The 24022-nt window shown below is 71.6% G+C and carries 23 protein-coding genes; 14 read left to right on the top strand and 9 right to left on the bottom strand.

The window, feature by feature from the left end:
* Positions 1–65 precede the first annotated feature (65 nt).
* From infB to rimP, 4 genes are all read right to left on the bottom strand, one after another.
* Entirely contained in the window at positions 66–2999 is a 2934-nt protein-coding gene (infB, locus tag ACWEV3_RS20715; protein WP_452615464.1) for a translation initiation factor IF-2, read from the bottom strand.
* A 92-nt stretch (positions 3000–3091) separates the two neighbouring features.
* On the bottom strand, positions 3092–3370 hold the full coding sequence (locus tag ACWEV3_RS20710; protein WP_452615585.1) for a YlxR family protein: 279 nt from the start codon (positions 3368–3370) through the stop codon (positions 3092–3094).
* Between the two features lie 149 nt (positions 3371–3519).
* A complete protein-coding gene (gene nusA / locus ACWEV3_RS20705) occupies positions 3520–4590 on the bottom strand; it encodes a transcription termination factor NusA (RefSeq protein ID WP_452615463.1) in 1071 nt (356 codons plus the stop codon).
* A complete protein-coding gene (gene rimP / locus ACWEV3_RS20700; protein ID WP_132487366.1) occupies positions 4587–5144 on the bottom strand; it encodes a ribosome maturation factor RimP in 558 nt (185 codons plus the stop codon). Before rimP ends, nusA begins: the two co-directional genes overlap by 4 nt.
* Positions 5145–5395: 251 nt before the next feature.
* On the opposite strand from rimP, the gene ACWEV3_RS20695 reads away from it, so the two are divergent.
* Together ACWEV3_RS20695 and ACWEV3_RS20690 are read left to right on the top strand one after the other, a co-directional pair.
* Positions 5396–5887: a hypothetical protein gene (locus tag ACWEV3_RS20695; RefSeq protein ID WP_452615462.1), complete on the top strand. Its 492-nt coding sequence runs from the start codon at positions 5396–5398 to the stop codon at positions 5885–5887.
* Positions 5884–6330 (top strand): ferritin-like domain-containing protein, encoded by a 447-nt coding sequence (locus tag ACWEV3_RS20690; RefSeq protein ID WP_452615461.1) that lies wholly within the window; start codon positions 5884–5886, stop codon positions 6328–6330. The genes ACWEV3_RS20695 and ACWEV3_RS20690 overlap by 4 nt, the downstream gene beginning before the upstream one ends.
* 9 nt (positions 6331–6339) lie before the next feature.
* On the opposite strand, the gene ACWEV3_RS20685 is transcribed toward ACWEV3_RS20690, so the two are convergent.
* On the bottom strand, positions 6340–7164 hold the full coding sequence (locus tag ACWEV3_RS20685; protein ID WP_452615460.1) for a hypothetical protein: 825 nt from the start codon (positions 7162–7164) through the stop codon (positions 6340–6342).
* A gap of 79 nt (positions 7165–7243) precedes the next feature.
* A complete protein-coding gene (locus tag ACWEV3_RS20680; protein WP_452615459.1) occupies positions 7244–8263 on the bottom strand; it encodes an aminotransferase class V-fold PLP-dependent enzyme in 1020 nt (339 codons plus the stop codon).
* A gap of 57 nt (positions 8264–8320) precedes the next feature.
* On the opposite strand from ACWEV3_RS20680, the gene ACWEV3_RS20675 reads away from it, so the two are divergent.
* The 3 genes from ACWEV3_RS20675 (at position 8321) to ACWEV3_RS20665 (ending at position 11010) form a co-directional block, all read left to right on the top strand.
* Entirely contained in the window at positions 8321–8731 is a 411-nt protein-coding gene (locus ACWEV3_RS20675) for a YjbQ family protein (protein WP_452615458.1), read from the top strand.
* 254 nt (positions 8732–8985) lie between these two features.
* Positions 8986–10272 (top strand): MFS transporter, encoded by a 1287-nt coding sequence (locus ACWEV3_RS20670; RefSeq protein WP_452615457.1) that lies wholly within the window; start codon positions 8986–8988, stop codon positions 10270–10272.
* 51 nt (positions 10273–10323) lie between these two features.
* Entirely contained in the window at positions 10324–11010 is a 687-nt protein-coding gene (locus tag ACWEV3_RS20665; protein WP_452615456.1) for an HAD family hydrolase, read from the top strand.
* Between the two features lie 86 nt (positions 11011–11096).
* On the opposite strand, the gene ACWEV3_RS20660 is transcribed toward ACWEV3_RS20665, so the two are convergent.
* The gene (locus ACWEV3_RS20660; RefSeq protein WP_452615455.1) at positions 11097–12842 is read right to left on the bottom strand and encodes a proline--tRNA ligase; all 1746 of its coding nucleotides are present in this window, start codon (positions 12840–12842) and stop codon (positions 11097–11099) included.
* 124 nt (positions 12843–12966) lie between these two features.
* On the opposite strand from ACWEV3_RS20660, the gene ACWEV3_RS20655 reads away from it, so the two are divergent.
* From ACWEV3_RS20655 to cobM, 9 genes are all read left to right on the top strand, one after another.
* Positions 12967–13320 (top strand): VOC family protein, encoded by a 354-nt coding sequence (locus ACWEV3_RS20655; RefSeq protein ID WP_452615454.1) that lies wholly within the window; start codon positions 12967–12969, stop codon positions 13318–13320.
* A 75-nt stretch (positions 13321–13395) separates the two neighbouring features.
* A complete protein-coding gene (locus ACWEV3_RS20650; RefSeq protein ID WP_452615453.1) occupies positions 13396–14694 on the top strand; it encodes a cytochrome P450 in 1299 nt (432 codons plus the stop codon).
* A 154-nt stretch (positions 14695–14848) separates the two neighbouring features.
* Positions 14849–15778, top strand: a complete 930-nt coding sequence (locus ACWEV3_RS20645) for an endonuclease domain-containing protein (RefSeq protein WP_452615452.1) — start codon at positions 14849–14851, stop codon at positions 15776–15778.
* Positions 15779–15844: 66 nt separating this feature from the next.
* Entirely contained in the window at positions 15845–16588 is a 744-nt protein-coding gene (gene yaaA, locus ACWEV3_RS20640; RefSeq protein ID WP_452615451.1) for a peroxide stress protein YaaA, read from the top strand.
* Between the two features lie 227 nt (positions 16589–16815).
* Complete coding sequence (locus ACWEV3_RS20635; RefSeq protein WP_452615450.1) at positions 16816–17778, top strand: serine protein kinase RIO; 963 nt, start codon at positions 16816–16818, stop codon at positions 17776–17778.
* Positions 17779–18004: 226 nt separating this feature from the next.
* Positions 18005–19612 (top strand): DEAD/DEAH box helicase, encoded by a 1608-nt coding sequence (locus ACWEV3_RS20630; protein ID WP_452615449.1) that lies wholly within the window; start codon positions 18005–18007, stop codon positions 19610–19612.
* Between the two features lie 58 nt (positions 19613–19670).
* The gene (locus ACWEV3_RS20625) at positions 19671–20078 is read left to right on the top strand and encodes a pyridoxamine 5'-phosphate oxidase family protein (RefSeq protein ID WP_397531472.1); all 408 of its coding nucleotides are present in this window, start codon (positions 19671–19673) and stop codon (positions 20076–20078) included.
* 23 nt (positions 20079–20101) lie between these two features.
* The gene (gene cbiE, locus ACWEV3_RS20620) at positions 20102–21328 is read left to right on the top strand and encodes a precorrin-6y C5,15-methyltransferase (decarboxylating) subunit CbiE (RefSeq protein WP_452615448.1); all 1227 of its coding nucleotides are present in this window, start codon (positions 20102–20104) and stop codon (positions 21326–21328) included.
* Complete coding sequence (cobM, locus tag ACWEV3_RS20615; RefSeq protein ID WP_452615447.1) at positions 21325–22068, top strand: precorrin-4 C(11)-methyltransferase; 744 nt, start codon at positions 21325–21327, stop codon at positions 22066–22068. Before cbiE ends, cobM begins: the two co-directional genes overlap by 4 nt.
* Positions 22069–22427: 359 nt before the next feature.
* On the opposite strand, the gene ACWEV3_RS20610 is transcribed toward cobM, so the two are convergent.
* Positions 22428–22835 (bottom strand): VOC family protein, encoded by a 408-nt coding sequence (locus ACWEV3_RS20610; protein WP_452615446.1) that lies wholly within the window; start codon positions 22833–22835, stop codon positions 22428–22430.
* Between the two features lie 58 nt (positions 22836–22893).
* Positions 22894–23988 (bottom strand): cobalt-precorrin-5B (C(1))-methyltransferase, encoded by a 1095-nt coding sequence (locus tag ACWEV3_RS20605; RefSeq protein WP_452615445.1) that lies wholly within the window; start codon positions 23986–23988, stop codon positions 22894–22896.
* Positions 23989–24022 lie beyond the last annotated feature (34 nt).

The following is a 24022-nucleotide window of genomic DNA, read 5'->3' as shown; positions in this document are numbered from 1 at the left end:
CTCACCGCGGGGGCGAACCGGCACGCAGGGGGCCGTCGAGTGACGACCCCCTGCGCAGCACCGGCTCAGTCGCGCGGCTTCTCGCGCATCTCGTAGGGCTCGATGACGTCGCCGACCTTGATGTCGTTGTACGACCCCAGGGTCAGACCGCACTCGAAGCCCTCGCGGACCTCGGTGGCGTCGTCCTTGAACCGCTTCAGCGAGTTGATGCTGAGGTTCTCGGCGACGACCACGTTGTCCCGCAGCAAGCGCGCCTTGGCGTTGCGCTTGATGATGCCTTCGGTGACCATGCAGCCCGCGATGGTGCCGATCCGGGAGGACTTGAAGACCTCGCGGATCTCGGCCCGGCCCAGCTCGACTTCCTCGTACTCGGGCTTGAGCATGCCCTTGAGGGCCTGCTCGATGTCCTCGATCGCCCGGTAGATCACCGAGTAGTACCGGATCTCCACGCCCTCGCGGTTGGCGACCTCGGCCGCCTTGCCCTCGGCCCGGACGTTGAAGCCCAGGACGATGGTGTTCTCCGCGGTGGCGAGGTTGATGTCCGACTCGTTGATGCCACCGACGCCGCGGTGGATCACCCGGAGCTCGACCTCTTCGCCGACCTCGATCTTCATCAGGGACTCTTCGAGCGCCTCGACGGTACCCGAGTTGTCACCCTTGATGATCAGGTTGAGCTGGTTGGTCTCCTTGAGCACCTTGTCCAGGTCCTCGAGGCTGACGCGCTTGCGCTTGGCCGCGTTCTGCGCCTCGCGGATGCGGGCCCCGCGGCGGTCGGCGATCTGCCGGGCGACCCGGTCCTCGTCGACCACCAGGAAGGTGTCGCCCGCGCCCGGCACCGACGTGAAACCGATGACCTGCACCGGCCGCGACGGCAGCGCCTCGGGGACGTCCTCGTCGTTCTCGTTGATCATCCGGCGGACGCGACCGTAGGCGTCGCCGGCCACCACCGAGTCACCGACCCGCAGCGTGCCCCGCTGCACCAGCACCGTGGCCACCGGACCGCGACCGCGGTCCAGGTGGGCCTCGATCGCCACGCCCTGAGCGGGCATGTTCGGGTTGGCCCGCAGATCCAGCGCCGCGTCCGCGGTGAGCAGGATCGCCTCGAGCAGGTTGTCGATGTTGGTGCCCTGCTTCGCCGAGATGTCGACGAACATGGTGTCGCCGCCGTACTCCTCGGCGACGAGGTTGTACTCGGTGAGCTGCTGGCGGATCTTCGCCGGGTTCGCGCCCTCGACGTCGATCTTGTTCACCGCGACCACGATCGGCACACCGGCCGCCTGGGCGTGGTTGATCGCCTCCACCGTCTGCGGCATGACGCCGTCGTCGGCGGCCACCACCAGCACGGCGATGTCGGTCGACTTGGCACCGCGGGCACGCATGGCGGTGAACGCCTCGTGACCCGGGGTGTCGATGAACGTGATCGGCCGCTCGTTGCCTTCCAGCTCGGTGAGGACCTGGTAGGCACCGATGTGCTGGGTGATGCCACCGGCCTCGCCGGCCTGCACGTTCGTCTTCCGGATGGTGTCCAGCAGTCGCGTCTTACCGTGGTCGACGTGACCCATGACGGTCACCACCGGCGGCCGCGCCGCCAGCTCGTCCTCGGAGCTGCCCGGGTCGCCGTAGCTGATGTCGAACGACTGCAGCAGCTCCCGGTCCTCGTCCTCCGGACTGACCATCTCGACCTTGTAGTTCATCTCCTGGCCGAGGAGCTCCAGCACCTCGTCGGAGACGGACTGGGTCGCGGTGACCATCTCGCCGAGGTGGAACATCGCCTGCACCAGCGAGGCCGGGTTGGCGTTGATCTTCTCGGCGAAGTCGGTCAGCGAAGCACCGCGACGCAGGCGAAGGGTCTCGCCGTTGCCACGCGGGAGGCGGACGCCGCCGACCGACGGCGCCTGCATGTTCTCCATGTACTCCTGGCGCTTCTGCCGCTTCGACTTGCGACCGCGCTTCGCGGGCCCGCCGGGACGACCGAACGCACCGGCAGCACCGCCGCGACCACCGGGACCGCCCGGACGGCCACCGCCGCCGGGACGACCGCGGAAGCCACCGCCGGCCGGGGCACCGCTCGGGGCGCCGCCGCCACCGCCACCGCGGAAGCCGCCGCCGCCCCCACCGGGACGACCGCCGCCACCACCGGGACGGCCACCGCCGCCACCCGGACCGCCACGGCCACCGCCGCCACCACCGCGGCCACCGCCGGGACCGCCACCGCTGCGCGGCGGACGGGGCGGCATCATGCCGGGGTTCGGACGCGGCGGCATCATGCCCGGGTTCGGGCGCGAGCCACCTTCACCGCGCGGGGCGTTGCCCGCGGCCGGGGCCGTACCGGCACCCTGACCGCCGCCCTGGCGCTGGCCACCGGGACCGCCGTGCTGGCGGCCGGGACCCTGCCCGCCGCCCTGACGGCCACCCGGGCCCGGCCGCGGCGGCCGCTGCTGCGGCGCTCCGCTGCCGACGCCGAACGGGTTGTTGCCGACGCGCGGCTGCCGCGGGCCCGGCTTGGGCGCCTTCGGACGCGGCGGAACCACGCCGGCGTCGCCGTCGCCACCCTGCTTCGGGCTGGGCTTCGGACCCGGCTTGGGGCCGGGCGCCGGACGCGACTCGGCCGCCTTGGCTGCCGGTGCCTGCTCGGCCGGCTTGATGACCTCCGGCTCGGGCTTGGGAGTCGGCTTCGGACCCGGCTTGGGGCCGGGCTTGGGACGCTCACCGACCGGCGCCTCGGGGCGCGGGCCGGGCTTGGGTCCAGGCTTCGGCGCCGCCGCATCGGCGCGGGATGGCCTGGGTTCTGCCGGAGCGGGCTTGCCTCCGCCGGCGTCGCTCTTCTTCGACGCCGAGGGCTTGGCGAGTGCGTCGCGAAGCCTGCGGGCCACCGGGGCTTCCACGGTGGACGACGCGGACTTCACGTACTCGCCCTGCTCGGCGAGCTTGTTCAGAACTTCCTTGCTGGTAACACCGAGCTCTTTGGCGAGCTCATGTACGCGGGCCTTGCCTGCCACTGCTCTCCTCATCTGGGTGAGGCCGGGCGGCAGTCCCGCTCGACCTCGTCCTATCGCCGATGCGCGTTCATGGCTTCAGCTTCACGGCTGATTCATGACGGGTCGACCTGCTTTCCTTCAGTTGCCTGGCGCGGGACGGATCCCGCGTCGGTCACGTCTTGAGCCGCCTGCTGCTGTTGCCCGGCACTCAGGTGGGCCTGCACGGCCGAGGTGTCCAGGACTCCCGGCACACGGAGTGCACGCGGAAAAGCCCGGCGCCGTTCGGCCAGACGAAGGCACGCCGGATCGGGGTGCAGCCAAGCGCCCCGGCCCGGTTGCCGACGTCGTGGATCGGGTACGGCGACGGGACCAGCCCGACCGACCTCAGCCACCACACGCAGCAGCTCAGAGGATGACGTCCGGGCACGACACCCCACGCAGGTACGAACCGGCTCACGGCTTTCGCCGTGCTCACCGGACACCCGTGTGCGGATTGTCGCTCCCCTCGCGTCGAACCTCCTCTGATTCTAACCCGACGACGTTACTCGGCCGAACCCACGGTCGGCAGTCCCTCCACCGCGGGGTCCAGACCGGACGCCTGCGCCGGGGGTTGCGCCGCCGGAGCAGCCGACGCACCCGGGTCGGCATCGCTGCGGATGTCGATCCGCCAGCCGGTGAGCCGAGCCGCGAGCCGGGCGTTCTGGCCTTCCTTGCCGATCGCCAGCGAGAGCTGGAAGTCCGGCACGACCACCCGCGCGGTCTTGGTGCGTTCGTCGACGACCTCCACCGAGACTACCTTGGCCGGCGACAGGGCGTTGCCGACGAAGGTCGCCGGGTCGTCCGAGTAGTCGATGATGTCGATCTTCTCGCCGCCGAGCTCGCTCATCACGTTGCGCACCCGCGAGCCCATCGGCCCGATGCAGGCGCCCTTGGCGTTGACGCCGCTGACGGTCGAGCGCACCGCGATCTTGGAGCGGTGCCCGGCCTCCCGCGCCACCGCGGGGATCTCCACGGTGCCGTCGGCGATCTCCGGGACCTCCAGCGCGAACAGCCGTCGCACCAGGTTCGGGTGGGTGCGGGACAGCGTGATCTGCGGTCCGCGCGCGCTCCGGGACACCCCGACGACGTAGCACTTGATCCGGGTGCCGTGCTCGTAGTTCTCGCTGGGCACCTGCTCGGCGGCGGGGATCACGCCCTCGCTGTCGCCGACCGACACGATGACCATGCCGCGCGAGTTGGCGCGCGCGTCGCGCTGGATGACACCGCCGAGGATCTCGCCCTCCTTGGCGGAGAACTCGCCGAAGGTGCGCTCGTGCTCGGCGTCGCGCAGCCGCTGCAGGATGACCTGCCGCGCGGTCGTCGCCGCGATGCGCCCGAACCCCTCCGGGGTGTCGTCCCATTCCTCCTGCACGCTGCCGTCGGCCGCCAGGGTGTGCGCGAGGACCCGCACGACACCGGTCTTGCGGTCCACCTCCACCCGCGCGTGCGGCTGGTGCCCCTCGGTGTGGCGGTATGCGGTGAGCAGTGCCGATTCGATCGCTTCCAGGACCGTCTCGAACGGGATGTCCTTGTCGCGTTCGATCGCCCGCAGCGCCGCGATGTCGACGTTCACCTCGACTCCTCCGTGTCTTCCCGGTCGTCCCCCTCTTGGGAAACGCCGCTCGCAGCCCGCTCCAGCTTGACCAAATCCTCCGCCGGTGGCTGCTGGAACTCCACCTCGACCACCGCGCGTTCGACATCACGGTAGGCCACCCGGCGCAGTTCGCCGGCGACCAGCACCGTGACTCCTTCATCATCGGCCGCCCCGACCCGCGCCACCAACTTCTCGCCGTCGGCGAACCGGATCTTGACCAGCCGGTAGCGGGCGCGACGCCAGTGCCGCGCGCGGGTCAGCGGCCGGTCCACGCCCGGCGAGGTGACCTCGAGCGTGTAGGAGCCGGCCAGGACGTGCTCGTGCGCGTCCAGCACCTCCGACACCGCGCGGCTGACGTCGGAGATCTCGTCGAGCCCGACGCCGTCGTCGGAGTCGATGACGACCTTGATCAGCCGGCGGCGGCCGGCCTGCTGCACGTCGAACTCCTCGAGGTCGAAGCCCGATCTAGCCACGGCCTCGGCTACGACGGGCTCCAGCTGCGCGGTGATCGCACCGCGCGGCGGGCTGGACACGTTGGCACTCCCTAAATTCCGATCGGGGTCTGGGGCAGACCTGGAAACATCGCGGCACGGGGTCTCGCGGCCGGGCCGGCCGGCGGGACGTTCACGACCAGTGCTGTCCGTGCCGGCCGCGGTCGCCCAGGGTATCGCGTCCACCCGCACCCGAGCGCGGCGTGGGACCCCAACGATCGGCGGATCGTGCCGATCACCGGGGGCGATGCCCGGGCGTCCGGCCGGGTGATCGCCTGGCAGGATAGGCCGACGTGGAATCCCCTTCGCGAGCCAGGTCGCTGCTGGGGCGGCGGAGCGCGCTGCGGTTGTTCGCGGCCGTTCCGGTCGCCGCCGCGCTGACCGCGGCGTGCAGCTCGGCACCCGAGGAGCCCGACCCGCTGGTGGCGCTGGCGGCCGCGGCGAAGTCCGACGCCCAGCTGGCGAAGGCGATCGCGCAGGCGCATTCGGGCTTGGCCGACGCCGCCGGCGAGATCGCCTCGGCGCGTTCCGAGCACGCCGCCGCGTTGCAGCGCGAGGTCGACCGGGTCAATCCGCGCGACCCCGAAGACCCGCCGTCGGTGCCCGATCCGGCACCGCAGCAGGCCCCGTCCTCGGCGAGCACGGCGGCGAAGGCGCTGCGCGATGCGCTGGCCGGCGCGCAGGACAGGGCGGTCCAGCTGGTGGCCGGGGTGGAGCCCTACCGCGCCGGCCTGCTGGGATCGGTCGCGGCGAGCTGCGCGAGCCTGCGGGAGGTGCTCGGATGACGGAGCTTTCGGACGAGGCGGGAAACGCGCTGCGCAGCGCGTTGAGCGCGGAGCACGCGGCGGTGTGGGTGTACGGGCTGGCGAGCGCGTTCGCGAGCGAATCCCGCGTGCGCAGCGCGATCGGCGACGCGATGGGGCAGCACCGGAGGCTGCGCGACACCGCGGAGCGGGTGATCCGCGACGCGCAGCAGACGCCGCCGGCGGCTCAGCCGGCGTACGACGTCGGGGAGTCGGTGAGCGACCAGAAGGCCGCGATCGGGCTGCTGGTCAAGACGGAGACCGACTGCGAGACCGGCTGGCGTTCGGTGCTGGAGAACACCGAGGACGCCGCGCTGCGCGGTATCGCGCTCGACGGCCTGACCACCGCTGCCGTCCGGGCCACCCGGTGGAGGCTCACCGTCGGCGCGCAGCCCGCCGCGAAGCCCTTCCCCGGTCAGCCCTGACCCCGGCGGTCAGCGCGGGGTCTGCTCCTGCGGCCAGCCGAGCTTCAGCGCTTCCTTGGTGACGTCGAGCAGCACCGGGTCCTTGTGCGGCGTGTTCTTGTCGAAGTAGGCCGAGTCGCCGATCACCACCAGCCGGTCCTGGCGGCCCGAGGCGTAGGCGTCGTCGTCCAGCCCCGGCATGCCCTTGGTGCCGTCCCGGCCGTCGTCGACCAGGTCCCGGATGTTGCCCGTGCCGTCCTTGGTGGTCAGGTCGTTGAGCTGCTGCGCGGTGGCCGCGTCCGGCATCAGGACCGTGACCAGCGAGGTCAGCACCCGGGTGCCGTCGGGCAGCTTGGTGCTGTAGAGCGCCCGCGTGAGGTGCGCGCACTCCTGCTTCTGGAAGAAGCTCTTGATCTTGGCCGTGGAGACGTTCTGGCAGCCCTGGAACGCTTCCTCGCGGTGGATCGGGACGAACTCGTAGCGCGGCACCTCCGCAGGCGGCGGCGCGGCCTCGTCATCGGTGTCCGGCTTGATCATCAGCCAGATCAGCCCGGACAGCACCGAGATCGCGACGAGCCCGAGCCCGCGCAGCAGCCAGCCGGTCGGCGTGATGCGACGCGGTTGCGGCTCCGGCTGCGCCACCGGGGCCTGCCAGCTCGTCGGCTGCTGCTGCGCCTGCGGCTGCACCGGCGGCTGCTGCACCGGCGGCGGCTGGTCGCGGCGGGGCGGTGGGGCGAACGCCGGCCGAGTGGCCTCGTCCGGCGGCGGCACCGGCGCGCGATCCGGTCTGATAAGCGAGTTGTCGCGCCGCAGCGGCGTGGTTTCGCGCTGCGTGTTGGCTTGTGCTCCCGTCATCTCTTCGGGCACACCTCGTCGGTCCGGCACGAGCACCAACCGTAGCGGGCGCTGATTACAAGTCGGACACCCCGGATGGTCATCGCAGCGCACGCACCGCGCGCTCGACGTCGGCGGAGGTGTTGTAGAGGTGGAATGACAGTCGTGCCCGGCCCGCTCGCGCCGCGCAGGTGATCCCGGCCGCCGTGAGCTTCGACACGGCGTCCGGCACCCGCACCGAGACGATCGCGGATCCGGCGGCGGGCAGGCCCAGCGCCGCGCTGAACTCGTCGGCCAGCCCGGTGCAGTGCGCGGCTACCGCGGCCATGTCGAGCCCGGCCAGCCATCGCATCGCCACCGCCGCGCCGACCTGCGCGAACCACGTCGGCGAGAGGTCGAGCGAGCGGGCGCCGCCGGCCAGCCGCAGCGGCAGGCCGTAGGTGGTGCTCCACGGGTCCTGCCCGGCGTACCAGTTCGCGCAGGTCGGCACGACCTCGGGCGCATCCGGGTGCACCGCCAGCCAGGCGGCGCCGCGCGGTGCCAGCAGCCACTTGTAGGCGGCGCCGACGACCCAGTCGGCCCAGTCGAGCCGCACCGGCAGCCAGCCCAGCGCCTGCGTGACGTCGATGAGGACCCGCGTCGAACCCGCGGCGGCGCTACGCCGGAGGCCGTCGAGGTCGGCGATCCGGCCGTCGCTGGACTGCACCGCGCTGACCGCCACCAGGTCGTGGTCCGCGGCGTGCTCCGCGATCTCGTCCAACGGCACCTCGGTGACCTGCACGTCCGGTTGCGCGGCGAACGGGAAGACGACGCTGGTGAACTCGTTCTCGGCGACCAGCACGCGAGCGCCCGCCGGCAGGCTCGCCGCGACCAGGCCGACGAGCTGGGAGGCGGTGGCTCCGATCGCCACCCGCTCCGCGGTGGTGCCGACCAGCGCCGCGAACGACGCCCGCGCGTCGGCCACCGCCGGCTCGAAGTCCTCGGGCAGGTCGCGGCCGCTCCCCCAGCGCGCGACCGACTCCGCGACCGCGCGGGCCGCGTCGGCGGTCGGGATGCCGATGCTCGCGGTGTTGAGATAGCCGTCCGGGACGTCGAACCGCGCACCGAATGCCTCACGCATGGCCGCATCCTCGCACCGGCCGGGCCGGTTCCGGTACCGCTGCTTACGGTTGAACCCATGCACAGCGAGGAAATCGAGGTCCGGACCGGCTCCGTGGAAGTCGTCTACGACCTGGGCGCGGAGTGCGAGCGGTTCCTGCGTTCGGCCCGGGCGCGCGACGGCCTGCTCAACGTCTGGGTGCCGCACGCGACCGCCGGGCTGGCGATCATCGAGACCGGCGCGGGCAGCGACGACGACCTGCTCGCCGCGCTTCGGGACCTGCTGCCCGCCGACGACCGCTGGCGGCACCGCCACGGCTCGCGGGGCCACGGCCGGGACCACGTGCTGCCCGCGTTCGTCCCGCCGTACGCGTCCATCCCGGTGCTGGGCGGGGAGATGGCGCTGGGGACCTGGCAGTCGGTGTGCCTGGTGGACACCAATGTGGACAATCCGGTCCGCCGGGTCCGCCTGAGCTTCGTTCCCGGCTGATCGCGATTTTCATCCTGGAGCAGCCGTGACTGGGGCGCCGTGACCGCGCACCCCACCTCCCGCAACCGGCACCGCCGCGGGTTCTCAGACGCTTCAAGGTGGGCACCCACAGTCCGGGGAGCGCCTGAGTTCCGCTACCCGCGCCGCCACCCGGAGCGAGGCTGGAAAAACCTCATTCCAATGGCATTGCGGATGAGGCAACTTCGAGCCGGGATCTTGCGCGGGGCGTGGTCGCGCGAGCACTCTTTGCGACCGTGACGACAACAGCTGGGGGAACTCGCCGCCTGGCCCGCGTGGTGTCCGCGGGCGTGGTCGGGACCACCGTCGAGTTCTACGACTTCTTCCTGTACGGGGCGGCCGCGGCCACCGTGTTCGGCCCGGTCTTCTTCCCGCATTCCGACGGGCTGCTCGGCGTGCTGCTGGCGCTGGTCACCTATGCCGTCGGGTTCGCCGCCCGGCCGCTGGGCGGCCTGGTGTTCGGGCACTTCGGCGACCGGGTCGGCCGCAAGCGGCTGCTGGTGATCAGCCTGGTTCTGATGGGCTCCGCATCGGTGCTGATCGGCGTGCTGCCGGGCTACCAGCAGATCGGGATCGCGGCGCCGCTGCTGCTGACGCTGCTGCGGCTGGTGCAGGGCTTCGCGCTCGGCGGCGAGTTCGGCGGCGCGGTGCTGCTGGTGGCCGAGCACGGGCCGCGCGAGCGGCGCGGCTTCTGGACCGCGTGGCCGCAGACCGGCGGGCCGCTGGGCAACCTGCTGGCCACGGGCGCCCTGGCCGCGATGGCGACCGCGACGACCGGCGCGCAGTACTCAGCGTGGGGCTGGCGGATCCCGTTCCTGGCGTCGATCGTGCTGGTCGTCATCGGGTTGTGGGTGCGGCTGCGGGTGGCCGAGTCGCCGCTGTTCCAGGCCGTCGCCGAGGAGAGCCGCGAGGAGCGGGCGCCGGTGCTCGAAGCGCTGGCCCAGTACCCGCGGGCGGTGTTCGCGGTGTTCGCGGCGCGCGTGGGCGAGAACGCCGCGTTCTACGTGTTCACCATCTTCCTGCTGGTCTACGCGGGCAACATCGGGCTTCCCACCACGATCACGACCACCGCGGTGGCCGTCGGTTCTCTCGTGCAGGCGTTGTCGATGCTCGCCGGCGGGGCGCTGTCCGACCGGCTCGGCCGCCGCCCGGTGGCGATCACCGCCGCCATCGGCTGTGCATTGTGGACGGTGATCTTCTTCCCGCTGGTGGGCAGCCACGATCCGGTGCTGGTGTTCCTGGCGGTGGCGGTCGGGCTGCTGCTGCACGGCACGCTGACCGGCGCGCAATCCGCCTTCTACGCCGAGCTCTTCGGCACCTCGGTGCGGTATTCCGGGGTGTCGCTGGGATATCAGGCCGCCACGGTGGTCGCCGGCGCCGCCGCACCGCTGATCGGCGCGGCGCTGCTGCGGGCGACGCATTCGGCGATGCCGGTGGCGATCATGCTGATCTGCTGCCTGGCGCTGACGGTGCTGGGCATGTCGATCGTGACCGAGACCGCCCGCCGCGAGCTCGCCGCCTGAGCCCTCGAATCGGGCGTCACCGCACCGCCTGTCGGCTGGCAGGATGGTGCGGTGACGCGACTCGTGCTGTGGGACATCGACCTGACCCTGATCGACGCCCGGGGCTTCGGCTCCCGCTGGTACCGCCGCGCGCTCGCGGACGTGACCGGGAAGGCTCTGCAGCGCATGCCGGACACCGCCGGCCGCACCGAGCTGGCGATCACCACGGACGTGCTGGAGATCCACGGCAGCACCCCGGACGAGCCCACGATCGCGGCCATGTTCGCGGCGCTGACCAGCGCGGTCGCCGACACGCGCGACGAGCTCTCGCAGCGCGGCAGCGCGCTGCCCGGTGCGGCCCGGGCGCTGACGGCGCTGGCCGACGAACCGCGGTTCACGCAGACGCTGGTGACCGGGAACCTCGCGGAGGTCGCCTTCCACAAGCTCGAATCGTTCGGCCTGCACCACCACGTCGACTTCGAGATCGGCGGCTTCGGCGAGGCCTCGGTGCACCGCCACGACCTGATCGCGGACTCCGTCGCCAAGGCCGAAGACCGCCACGGCGGGCCGATCTCCCCGGACGCCGTGGTGGTCGTCGGCGACACGCCGCACGACGTCGCGGGCGCGCTGCGCTTCGGCGCGGTCGCGGTAGGCGTCGCGACGGGCTCCAGCAGCGAGGACGACCTCCGAGCCGCGGGCGCCCACGCGGTCCTGCCGAACCTCGCCGACACCGACGCGGTGCTCACCGCGCTGTCCTGACCTGCGGCTGCCGGAACAGCGAAGAAACGGGGCCGTGGGTCCCGGGAAACCCCGGACCCACGGCCCCGTGATCGGCTTCGGGCCTCTCAGCCGCGGACGACGTCGATGAGGTGCTGCACCGCGTTGTCCGCCTCGACCTCCGCGCGGTCGCCGGAGCGACGGTCGCGGACCTCGACGACGCCCCTGGTCAGGCCCTTGCCCACCACCAGGACCGTCGGCACCCCGATCAGCTCGGAGTCGGCGAACTTCACGCCCGGCGACACCGTCCGGTCGTCCAGGATCACCTGCACGCCGGCCGCGTCGAGCTCGGCCGCGATGGCCTCGCCGCGCTCCCGGATGCTCTCGTCCTTGCCCGCGATCACCACGTGCACGTCGGCGGGCGCCACCTCGCGCGGCCACACCAGGCCGACCTCGTCGTGGCTCTGCTCGGCGATCGCGGCCACCAGCCGCGACACCCCGACGCCGTAGGAACCCATGGTGATGCGCTTCGGCTTGCCGTCCTGGCCGAGCGCGTCCAGCGAGAACGCGTCGGCGTACTTGCGGCCGAGCTGGAAGATGTGGCCGATCTCGATGCCGCGCGCGGCGACCAGGGTGCCGCGGCCGTCCGGCGACGGGTCGCCCTCGCGGACCTCGGCGGCCTCGATGGTGCCGTCCGGGGTGAAGTCCCGGCCGCACAGCAGGTCCACCACGTGGTGGTCGGTCTTGTCGGCGCCGGTGACCCACGCCGTCCCGGTCACCACGCGCGGGTCGACCAGGTAGCGGACGCCGTTGTCCTGCAACGCCTTCGGGCCGATGTAGCCCTTGACCAGGAACGCGTTGGCGGCGAAGTCGGCCTCCTCCAGCAGCGCCACCTCGGCGGGCTCCAGCGACGCCTCCAGCCGCTTCATGTCGACCTCGCGGTCGCCGGGCACGCCCACGGCCAGCAGCTCCCAGTCCGACGAGCCCGGCTGCCGGGTCTTGACCAGCACGTTCTTCAGCGTGTCGGCCGCGGTGAACTTGCGGTCGGTGTTGGCGTTGAGGTAGTCGACCAGGGTCTCGATGGTCGGCGTGTTCGGCGTGTGGTGGACCTCGGCGGCCGCCTTGCCCTCGATCGGTTCGGCGGGCGGCGCGGGGGTGACCACGGCCTCGACGTTGGCGGCGAAGCCCGACTCGGTGCTGCGGACGAAGGTGTCCTCACCGGTCTCGCTCTCGGCCAGGAACTCCTCGGACGCCGAACCGCCCATCGCGCCGGAGGTGGCCGCGACGATCACGTAGCGCAGCCCGACCCGGTCGAAGATCCGGATGTAGGCGTCGCGGTGCAGCTGGTACGAGTTCGCCAGGCCCTCGTCGTCCAGGTCGAAGGAGTAGGAGTCCTTCATGACGAACTCGCGGCCGCGCAGGATGCCGGCGCGGGGCCGCTCCTCGTCCCGGTACTTCGTCTGGATCTGGTACAGCATGACCGGGTAGTCCTTGTAGGAGCTGTACTCGCCCTTGACGGTGAGCGCGAACAGCTCCTCGTGCGTCGGACCGAGCAGGTAGTCGCCACCCTTGCGGTCCTTCAGCCGGAACAGGTTCGGGCCGTACTCGGTCCAGCGGTTGGTCGCGTCGTAGGGCTCCTTCGGCAGCAGCGCGGGGAAGTGGATCTCCTGCGCGCCGATCGCGTTCATCTCCTCGCGCACGACCTCCTCGATCTTGCGCAGCACCCGCAGGCCCAGCGGCAGCCACGAATAGATGCCCGGCGCGATCCGGCGGACGTAGCCGGCGCGGACGAGCAGCTTGTGGCTCGGCACCTCGGCGTCGGCCGGATCCTCGCGCAGGGTACGCAGGAACAACGTCGACATCCTCGTGATCACGGCTACTAGCTCCTCGTCCGGCCCGATACGTCAACCGCAGGGTAGCGACCCACCCCGGGGTCACCACCAGCGGATTACCCGCGCCGCCCGGCGGCTGTCGGGGTCGGCGCCTATCTTCCGCGCCATGGCACTGGACATCGGCATGGTGACGATCGACTGCGCATCGCCCCGGAGGCTGGCCGACTTCTGGACGCAGGCCCTGGACACCTCCGTCGTCCTCGACGTCGGCGAGTTCGTGATGCTCGCCGCGAACCAGGAGGGCGGGGTGGCGCTCGGGTTGCAGCAGGTGGCGGAGCCGCGAGCCGGGAAGAACCGCGTCCACGTGGACCTGGGCACCACCGACCGGCAGGCCGAGGTGCGCCGCCTCGTCGAGCTGGGCGCCACGGAGGTCGGCGAGCACGAGGGGCCCGGCGGCCTGGCTTGGACCGTGCTCCAGGACCCGGAGGGCAACGAGTTCTGCGTGGCCAGCGGACACTGATCCGGTTGGCCCATTGTCGGGCCGCCGCGGGTGCGGTTACCTCGAACGAGGTGTCCGTTTCACGTAGGGGGTCCGATGTCCGCTCAGCAGGCCCGCAGCGACGGCGGCCGATCAGCGGAGTGGAGCCTCCGCGCGCGTTTGCTCGCTCAGGGGGCGCTGACCTGGCTCTTCGCGGTGCGCGGCGACCCGATGGCACGCCTGTTGCACGCCCCGTGGCGGGACGACCCGTACCCGCTCTACCGGCAGATGCGCGAGCAGGGGCCGCTGGTGCGCAGCAAGCTCGGGGTGCTGGTCGCGACGACCCACCAGCTGTGCGACGAGGTGCTGCGGGACCGGCGGTTCGGCGTGCGCACCAGCGACGGCTCCTACGGCGACCCGACGGCCGCCGCCGTTGACCTGCAGCTCTCGCTGCTGGAGCTCGATCCGCCCGATCATTCGCGGCTGCGCAAGCTCGCCGCCCCGGCCTTCCGGCCGCGCCGCCTGGAGACCTACCGCGAGCGCATCGAGCAGATCGCCCACGACCTGCTGGACCAGGCCGCCGAGCGCCGCGAGTTCGACGTGGTCCGGGACTTCGCCGGGCCGCTGCCGATCCGGGTGATCTGCGAGCTGCTCGGGCTGCCGCCGCTGGACGCGCAGCGGCTGGCGCACCACGGCACGGTGCTGGCCGGCGCGCTGGACGGGGTCCGGTCGGCCCGCCAGCTCCGGCAGATGCGGGAGTCCTTCGGCGAGCTCGACGCGATGTTCACCGGGCTGATCGAGCAGCGCCGCGCGGAGCCCGGCGAGGACATCGTCAGCGACCTGGTCGCGGCCCTCGACCAGGACAAGCTGACCGGCGCCGAGCTGGTGCAGCTGTGCGACCTGCTGCTGGTCGCCGGCTTCGAGACGACGGTCAACCTGATCGGCAACGGCACCCTCGCGCTGCTGCAGCACCCGGAGCAGTGGGATCTGCTGCGGGCCGATCCCGGCATGGCGTCGGCCGTGGTCGAGGAGACGCTCCGCTGGGATCCACCCGTTCAGGTGACGATGCGGATCGCGCACGAGCCGGTGGAGCTGGCCGGTCGCCGGCTCCGGGCGGACACGCCGGTGCTGGCGGTGCTGGCGTCGGCCGGGCGGGACCCGGCGGTGCACGACGACCCGGACCGGTTCGACATCACCCGCCCGGACCGGGGTGATCACCTCGCGTTCTCCTCGGGCATCCACTACTGCCTGGGCGCGCCGCTGGCCCGGCTGGAGGCGGAGATCGCGTTCCGCTGCCTGGCGACCCGCCTGCCGGGGCTGCGCCGGGCGGGAGCGGTGGTCCGCCGCCCGACGTCGATCATCCACGGCCTGTCCGCCCTACCGGCCACCACCGACCGCACCCTCTCCCCCGCTTGACGCCCCCCGTCCCGACTCGAGGTCCCGCAATTTCAATGGAAATCGGACCTTCGATTTCCATTGAAATTGCGGGAGTTATCCACAAGGGGGTCGACCTATCCACAGATTTTCGACGAGGTGTATCTGATCGAGGGTCTCGCGCCTCTACATCTACATGAGACTCCAAGCGTTCCCTCCCCAAATCGGCGACACTCCCCACAAGCTCTTCCTCCGCTCCGAGGCCATTGCCGCGGGCCTCACCGACTGGCAGTTGCGGGGCAGCGCCTTCCGCAAGGTGCTGCACGGGGTCTACACCACCTGCGACACCCAGCTGACGCACGAGCTCAAATGTGCCGCAGCGGCCATGACCTTGCCGAGCGGCTCGGTGATCACCGGCCGATCCGCTGCGACGCTGCGTGGTGTGCCGCTCGCGGATTTCAGGGCGCCGGTCGAAGTGATCGTGCCCCGCGAGGACGGGATGCTTCGCAGGAACGGACTCCGCTGCACCGCTGCCCGAGCCTTCGACTTCGAGCATTCGTCGTGGCGTGGGATCGGGGTGGCGGGATTTCCGCGCATTTCGTTCGACATCCTGAAGCAGCGCTCGATGTCCCAGGCCGTCGCGTACTGCGACGCGCTGCTGCACGCGGGGAGCATCACGATCGAGGAGATCGCGGGCTTCCTTGTCGGCAGGAAGGATCATGGAATCGTCCGGGCTCGTATGCGGCTCGAACATCTCGACGGCCGCGCGGAGTCCGTGCCGGAATCGATCCTCCGCGTCGAACTCGCGCTGCGCGGACTACGCCCGGTTCCGCAACTGGAGGTATTCGATGGTGATGGATTCGTCGCGCGCGTGGACCTCGCCTTCGAAGCCGCCCGGGTCGCGGTCGAGTACGACGGGGGATGGCATGCGGACCCGGCGCAGATCAAGCGCGACGAGATCCGGCGGAACCGTCTCAGGAGTCTCGGGTGGGTCGTCATCGTCGTGACGAGCGACCAGCTCCGGGAGGGTTTCGACCAGGTCGTTGCGAGGATCCAAGCCGCGTTGAAGCACCAGTACGCAATTTCCATTGAAATTGGAGGTTCGATTTCAATGGAAATTGCGTGACCTCGGAGGCGAGGTGCTGCGCACCGGGCTGGTCGGCCTCGCCTGGGGACCGCTTAGCCTGGTGGGGTGTTGGTTCTGCTTCCTCCTTCGGAGACCAAGGCCGTTGGCGGCGCCGGGGCGCCGCTGGATCTCGACGCCCTGTCGCATCCGGAGTTGACGCCCACCCGGCGGAAGCTGATCGAGGCACTGTCCACTTTGGCCGATGACGTGCCCGCCAGTCTGGCCGCGCTGGGGTTGTCGGAGCGCCAGGTGGAGGAGGTCGAGCGCAACGCAGAGCTGTGGGATTCGCCCACTTCTCCGGCACTCGAGCGCTACACCGGGGTGCTCTACGACGCGCTGGACGTCCGGTCGCTGTCGGCCGCCGAGCGCTCGCGGGCCGATGCCCGGCTGGCCGTCGCTTCGGCACTGTTCGGGCTGGTCCGGGGCACCGACGCGATCCCCGCCTACCGCCTGTCCGGGGGCAGCGCGCTGCCCGGGTTCGGGACGTTGCGCAGCGTGTGGCGCCCAGCGCTGGAGCCGGTGCTCGCCGACGCCGACGCGCTGGTGGTCGACCTGCGGTCGGGCGCGTACTCGGCGCTGGCCAAGGTGCCGAACGCCGTTGCTGTTCGCGTGCTGTCCGAAGACGCGGCGGGCAAGCGGAAGGTCGTCAGCCACCACAACAAGTCGCACAAGGGGAAGCTGGCCCGGGCCCTGGCCCGGACGCCCGAGGAGCCCGGTGCGCTCGACGACGTCCTCGACGTGGCCAACGACGCCGGGCTGCAGGTGGAACGCGAGGGCGCGCGCGGGCTCTGCGTCGTCGTCCGGGCCTGACTTCCCGGGCGCGGAAATTCGGTTGCGGCGGCGGCCGTCGATCGATCAGACTTGCTTCGACCAGTTCGCGCAGCTCGGAAAGCTGGAGGGAGGTTCGCCGTGGTTGCCTTTGTGACCTTCGCGCGCGTGCGTATTCCGCGCAGCTACCGCAGAACCCGCCTCTCTCCGCCACGCGTGCGCTGAAACACCGGTGCCCGGCGGAGGTCCCGCTTGAGGAGCACCAGATCTTGTCTGCGTACGACGAGTACGACCCGGACTTCATCCGCATCACGAAGCCGATCAAGAACCGCAAGCCGAAGCAGTCGAAGAAGCGCCGCTTCGACGACGAGCCGATGCGGCGCGGCCGACTCACCGAGGAGGAACGCACCCTGCTCGCCGCACTGCGCGACGAGCCAGAACCACGACCGCTGCCCGACGGCGCCGACCGCTGGTCCACCTGGGACACCGGGGAACGCGGCCCCGGGCCGCACCCGTCCTGGCTGGTGACCGAGCTGGCCGCGGTCGACCACGAGCTGGGCGTGCTCAAGACCGGCAAGGAAGCCGATGTGCACCTGCTGCGCAGGTCGGTGCCCGGTGGGAGTTCCTGCCTGCTCGCGGCGAAGCGGTACCGCGACATGGATCACCGGATGTTCCACCGCGACGCGGGCTATCTCGAAGGCAGGCAGATGCGCAAGTCCCGCGAGATGCGGGCGATGCAGCAGCGCAGCTCGTTCGGGCGCGGCATGATCGCGCAGCAGTGGGCGGTGGCGGAGTTCGCCGTGCTGTCGTCGCTGTGGCTGGCCGGCGTGCCGGTGCCCTACCCCGTGCAGCGCGTCGGCACCGAGGTCCTGCTGGAGTTCCTGGGCTCCGCCGACGGGACGGCGGCTCCGCGGCTCGCGGCGCTGCGGCCGACGCCGGACGAGCTCGACGAGCTCTGGCTGCAACTCGTCGACGCGCTCGTGGTGCTGGCCGAGCAGGGTTTCACCCACGGCGACCTGTCCGCGTACAACGTGCTCGTGCACGAGGGCAAGCTGATGCTGATCGACCTGCCGCAGGCGGTCGATCTCGCGGCGAATCCGCGGGGGCTCGAATTCCTGCGACGTGATGCGGACAACATCGCCGGCTGGTTCCGCGCCCGCGGCGCCGACGAGCGCCTGGCGGATCCCGAGGCACTGACGGTTCTCCTTGCCACAGCGGGAAATGTGATGTGACCGCGGTCTCAGCGCCGGGTCCGGCCACCACGCACGCCAGCCACCGGCGACCGCGCGTGATCGGCTAGACTCGGCGCTGAACCGGGCCGGAAACCCACCGGCCGACCACGAGTCGACGGACTCGGAATCCACATCCATCGGCGCGCATGCGCCGGGCTCGTCCTTGCGATCGCACGCGGTCTCCGCGAAGCCTCCCCGTGACGTGCCGCATCTCGGGAGTTTCTTCGTGCCATCAAGTTCGTCCAACACGCCCGCGCGCTCGTCCCGGCGGCCCCGCCGGCGCCGCCCGCAATCCCAGCAGCCGGCGCCGAAGCGCAGCCTGTTCGACGAGGTCGGCGTCACAGCCGTCGACCCGGCGCCCTTCGACCAGCTCGGGCTGCCGAAGCGGCTGGTGAGCGCCCTGGCCCACAACGGGATGGTCGAGGCCTTCCCGATCCAGGCGGCCACCATCCCGGACGCGTTGACCGGACGGGACGTGCTGGGCCGGGGCCAGACCGGATCCGGCAAGACGCTGGCCTTCGGCCTGCCGCTGCTGGCGATGCAGGAGGGCAACGCCCGTCCGCTGCACCCGCGCGGGCTGGTGCTGGTGCCGACCCGCGAACTGGCGACGCAGGTCACCGATGCCCTCAAGCCGCTGGCCAAGGCGCTCGGCCTCTACGTCCGCGAGGTCGTCGGCGGCACCTCCTTCACCCGGCAGGCCGACACGCTGCGCCGGGGCGTGGACGTGCTTGTCGCGACGCCCGGCCGGCTGGCCGACCACGTGCGCCAGGGCACCTGCGTGCTGTCCGAAGTGGAGCGGACCGCGCTCGACGAGGCAGACCAGATGGCGGACATGGGCTTCCTGCCGCAGGTCCGGGAGCTGCTCGACCTGGTCCCGGCCGACGGCCAGCGCCTGCTGTTCTCCGCGACGCTGGACGGCGACGTCGACAAGCTCGTCGAGCGCTACATGACCGACCCGGTGGTGCACTCGCTGGCGCCCCCGGCGGCGAGCGTGGACAGCATGGAGCACCACCAGTTCCTGGTGTCCGCGGCGGAGAAGCAGGCGGTGCTCGCCCGCATCGCGGCCCGCGAGGGCCGCACGATCATGTTCGTGCGCACCAAGCACCACGCCGACCGGCTGGCGAAGAAGCTGCGCGCGGTCGGGATCCGGGCCGGTGCGCTGCACGGCGGCAAGGCCCAGAACGCGCGCACCCGGATCCTCGACGAGTTCAAGACCGGCGAGACCGAGACCCTGGTGGCGACGAACGTCGCCGCGCGCGGCATCCACGTCGATGACGTCAGCCTGGTGGTGCACGTCGAGCCGCCGGCCGACCCCAAGGACTACCTGCACCGAGCGGGCCGAACCGCCCGTGCGGGCGCGACCGGCACCGTCGTCACCCTGGTCACGGACGACCAGAAGCAGGCCTTCCGGACGATGGCGAACCAGGCCGGGGTCACGGCCACGACCACGACGGTCGGCCCGGAGGACGCCGAACTGGCGCGCCTGACCGGAGCCCGCGAACCCGACGGCGTCGCCATCGTCGACCCGAAGCGGCGCGAAGCGCCGCGCAGCAGGCCCGCGAAGCAGGGCGGTGCGCCGCGCAGTCGCGGCGCGAGGCAGAGCGAAGCGCCGCGAGGCGCGAAGCGGCGCACCGAGCACGAGGCCGGCGAGCCCAGGGCGAGCCGCAGGCCGCGCCGTGCGGACGGCAACGGCCAGGGGCGCCGCGACAGCGGCCGTAGCGCCGAAGGCGCGCATGGAGATCGCGCCGGCCGCGGCGTGCACGGTCCGTCCGGGCGCGGTGCCCGGCGAGGCCACGGCACCCGCAACGACCGCGGCGGTGCGCGCCGGGGGTGACGCGCGGCTGCGGCGCTCGTGAACAACGCGTCGCTAACCCGAGCAGGAGGGGAAACCGGTGGGCCAGAAGTCGCCGCTGGACGGCAAGGGCGAGGATTTCCTGCAGTTCTGGCAGGAACGGCACCTGTGCACGCTGACGACGGTGCGCCGCGATGGCACACCGCACGTCGTTCCGGTGGGCGTGACCCTCGACGTCGAGTCGGCGGTCGCGCGCGTGATCTCCTCGGGCACCTCGCACAAGGTGCGACAGATCCTCGCCGCCGGGCCGGCGGGCGTGCCCGCCTCGGTCTGCCAGGTCGACGGGCGGCGCTGGTCCACATTGGAAGGTCGCGCCGTGGTGCGGGACGATCCCGGCGCCGTGGCCGACGCGGAGGCCCGGTACGAGCAGCGCTACAAGAAGCCCCGCCCCAACCCGTCCCGCGTGGTGATCGAGATCTCCGTGACGAAGGTCCTCGGCACGGTCTAGCGGCGACGTGGTGAGGTGGTGCGGTGACCGTTCACCAGGAGAAGCCGGAGCTCGTCCACGTCGTGGGAATCGGGGCCGACGGCGCAGCGGGTCTGTCGCCGCACGCCCGGGAGATCGTCGATTCCGCGGATGTGCTGTTCGGCAGCTCGCGACAGCTCGACCTCGTGCCCGAAGCGAACGGACGGCGGGTGACCTGGCCCACGCCCATGCTGCCCGCGCTGCCCGGCCTGCTCGCGGAGCACGCCGACCGGTCGATCTGCGTGCTGGCCAGCGGTGACCCGATGTTCTACGGGGTCGGCGCGACCCTGGTGAAGTTGCTGGGCCGGGATCGGGTGCGGATCGTTGCGCACCCGTCATCGCTGTCGCTGGCCTGCGCTCGAATGGGCTGGCCGCTGCAGGAAACGGCCGTCGTGAGCCTCGTCGGCAGGCCGGTGGAGCTGCTGCACCCCCGGCTCCAGCCGGGAAACCGGTTGCTGGTCCTCAGTTCCGACGGCGGCACGCCGGACGAGGTGGCCGCGCTGCTGCGGGTCCGCGGTTACGGGCCGAGCAGCATGACGGTGCTGTCCGACCTCGGGGGCGTGCAGGAGGGCCGGACGAGTTCCACCGCGGACGACTGGGACCGGCCGGCGGTGAGTCCGCTCAACGTGATCGCGGTCGAGTGCCGCCCGGCTCCCGACGCGAAACTCCTGCCCAGCACGCCAGGTCTGCCCGACGACGCCTTCGAGCACGACGGGCAGCTCACCAAGCGCGACGTGCGGGCGATCACGCTGGCGCGGCTGGCCCCGACGCCCGGTCAGTTGTTGTGGGACGTCGGTGCGGGCGCCGGTAGCATCGCGATCGAGTGGATGCGCAGCGATCCGGCCTGCCGGGCGATCGCGATCGAGCACCGCGAGGACCGGGCACGGCGCATCGCGACGAACGCGAGCGCGCTGGGCGTCCCCGGCGTCCAGGTCGTCACCGGAGCCGCGCCGCGCGCGCTGGACGGGCTGGACGAACCCGATGCGATCTTCATCGGTGGCGGTGGCACCGCACCGGGCGTGCTGGAGGCGTGCTGGGCTGCTCTGCGGCGAGGCGGTCGGCTGGTGGTCAACGCGGTCACATTGGAGTTGGAGGTGCTGGTGACCGACTGGTACGGCCGCCACGGCGGTGAGCTGGTCCGGATCTCGGTGGAGCGCGCGGCGCCGATCGGTGGCTACACCGGCTGGCGACCGGCGATGCCGGTGACGCAGTGGGCGGTGAGCAAGCGATGACAGTGCGTTTCGTGGGTGCCGGGCCGGGCGCCGCAGACCTGATCACCGTGCGGGGGCGCGACGTGATCGCTTCGTCGCCGGTGTGCCTGTACGCGGGCAGCCTGGTCCCGGCGGAGCTGCTGGCGCACTGCCCGGCCGACGCCAGGCTGGTGGACACGGCGAAGCTGACGTTGGACGAGATCCTCGCCGAGATGGTGGCCGCCCACGGGGCCGGGCTCGACGTGGCGCGGCTGCACTCCGGGGACCCGTCGGTGTTCAGCGCCGTCGCCGAGCAGATGCGCCGGCTCGACGCGGCCGGGATCCCCTACGAGGTGGTGCCGGGCGTGCCGGCGTTCGCGGCCGCGGCGGCCTCGCTGAAGCGGGAGTTCACCGTGCCAGGGGTTGGGCAGACCGTGGTGCTCACCCGCACCTCCGCACGTGCGACACCGATGCCCGAGCACGAGGACCTCGCCACGCTCGGCCGGAGCCGGGCGACGATGGTGCTGCACCTCGCGGTCAACCGCATCGAGCAGCTCGTCGAGGAGCTGCTGCCCAACTACGGTGCGGACTGCCCCGTGGCCGTGGTCGCGAACGCGAGCCGCGCGGACGAGATCGTCCTGCGCGCAACGCTTTCCGACATCGCGGAACGCGTGCGCGCCGCGGGCATCGTGCGAACCGCCGTCGTCGTGGTGGGCCAGGTGCTGACCGCGTCGGAGTTCCCCGACAGCCACCTCTACTCCGCCGCCCGCTGCCGCGACTAGGGCTTGGGCCCTGGGTGTCCCGCAATTTCCATTGAAATCGAAGGTTCGATTTCAATGAGGTTTTTCCAACCTCGTTCTGCGTGGCGGTGCGGGTAGCGGAACCTCAGAGGCTCCCTGGACTGTGGGTGCCCCTCCTGATGTATGTCCAATACACGGCGGAGGGGCCGTCCTCGCCAGGAAGCCTCTGAGAACCCGCGGCGGTGCCGGTGTCGTAGGTGGGCTATGCGCCTGCGGCGCATGCGACACCTCATCGACGTGTGGCTTTGCGACCCGCGGTTGCGGGCCGACCAGGATGAAAAAGGCTCAATGGAAATTGCGGGACACCGTTCGCCGGACGAGCTCTCAGGTGGTGGCGGTGGTCATGCGTCGCCCGTCGGGATGGTGTGTGAATCCATCGCGGCCCGGTCGGATTCGCTGCGGAGAACGCAGAATTCGTTGCCTTCGGGGTCGGCGAGGACCGCCCAGCCCGAGCCGTCCGCGTTCCGGCGATCGGCGACGAAGGTGGCGCCGAGGCCCAGCAGCCGTTCCACCTCTTGCTCGCGCGAGGTCTCGGGGCGCAAGCACAGGTGGATCCGGTTCTTGATCTCCTTGGGCTCGGGCACCTGGTTGAAGTGCAGCACCGGCCCCTCGGCCAGCATCACCTCGGTCTCCTGGTCGCCCGGCTCGCACTCCGGATGCAGCGGACGGCCGGTCACGCCGCTCCAGAACCGGGCGAGCTCGTAGGCGTCCGCGCAGTCGATTGCCACGTTCTGCAATACCGAAACCATGCGCGCGAGCCTTCCCGACTTCCGCTGAGAGCACCACCGGATTGCGGCGGCCCGCGCGCTAGTCCGCCTCGGTGCGGCCGACGATGGTGCCTGCTCGGTCGATGACGACGACGTCCACCGAAACCGGTGCCCCGCGCAGGGTTTCGAGGCACACCGCCCGTGCCCGCTCGGCGATGAGATCGCCTAGCGGGAGGCTCGCGGCGAGGCAGAGCTGCAGCGCTTCGAGCGCGGTGTTGGCGCCCCTGATCCGGGAGACCAGTTCGCCGCTGCCGCCCGCGTCGTGCACGATCCCGGCGAGCGAGGCGAAATCGACCTGGGACCGCTTGGAGTGCAGGTCCATGTGCCCGTCGGCGAGCTTGGAGATCTTCCCGATGCCGCCGGCGATCGTGAGCCGGGGAACCGGGTGCCGCCGCAGGTACTTCAGCACCGCGCCGGCGAAGTCGCCCATGTCGAGCAGCGCCTCGCCGGGCAGCGCGTGGAGTTCCGCGGCGACCTTCTCCGAGGTGCTCCCAGTGCACCCGGCGACGTGTTCGAGCCCTGCCGCCCGGGCGACGTCGACGCCGCGGCGGATGCTGTCGATCCACGCCGAGCACGAGTACGGCACGACGACGCCCGTGGTGCCCAAGATGGACAGTCCGCCCAGGATCCCCAGCCGCGGGTTCCAGGTGTGCCGGGCGAGTTCCGCCCCGTCGTCGACGGACACCTCGACGACGACGTCGCCGCTGCCGCCGTGCTCCGCGGCGACGCGCGCGACGACGTCGCGGATCAGCTGCCGCGGCACGGGGTTGATCGCCGGTTCGCCGACCGGCAGCGGCAGACCGGGCTTGGTGATGGTGCCCACCCCTTCTCCCGCTCGGAACACCACGCCCTGCCCCGGTTCCGCAGGACAGACCGTGACCGACACGAGAGCGCCGTGCGTGACGTCGGGATCGTCGCCGGCGTCCTTGATCACACCGGCCGTCGCGCAGCCGTCGCCCAGCCGCTCGCGCGCGAGCGCGAAGGCCGGGCGGTGCCCCTTCGGCAGGACGATCTCGACGGGATCTGGGAACGTCCCGGTCAGCAGCGCCGTGTAGGCAGCCGCCGTCGACGCCGTGGCGCAGGCCCCCGTCGTCCAGCCGTACCGGAGGCCCGATCCCTCCCCTCGCCCGCTCATACCGGGAGAATGCTCCTCATGCGGTTCGCAGCGA

It is taken from the genome of Saccharopolyspora sp. NPDC003752, from assembly GCF_053605825.1.
The sequence above is the reverse complement of the archived record's forward strand: the minus strand, read 5'-3'. Positions and strand labels throughout refer to the sequence as shown.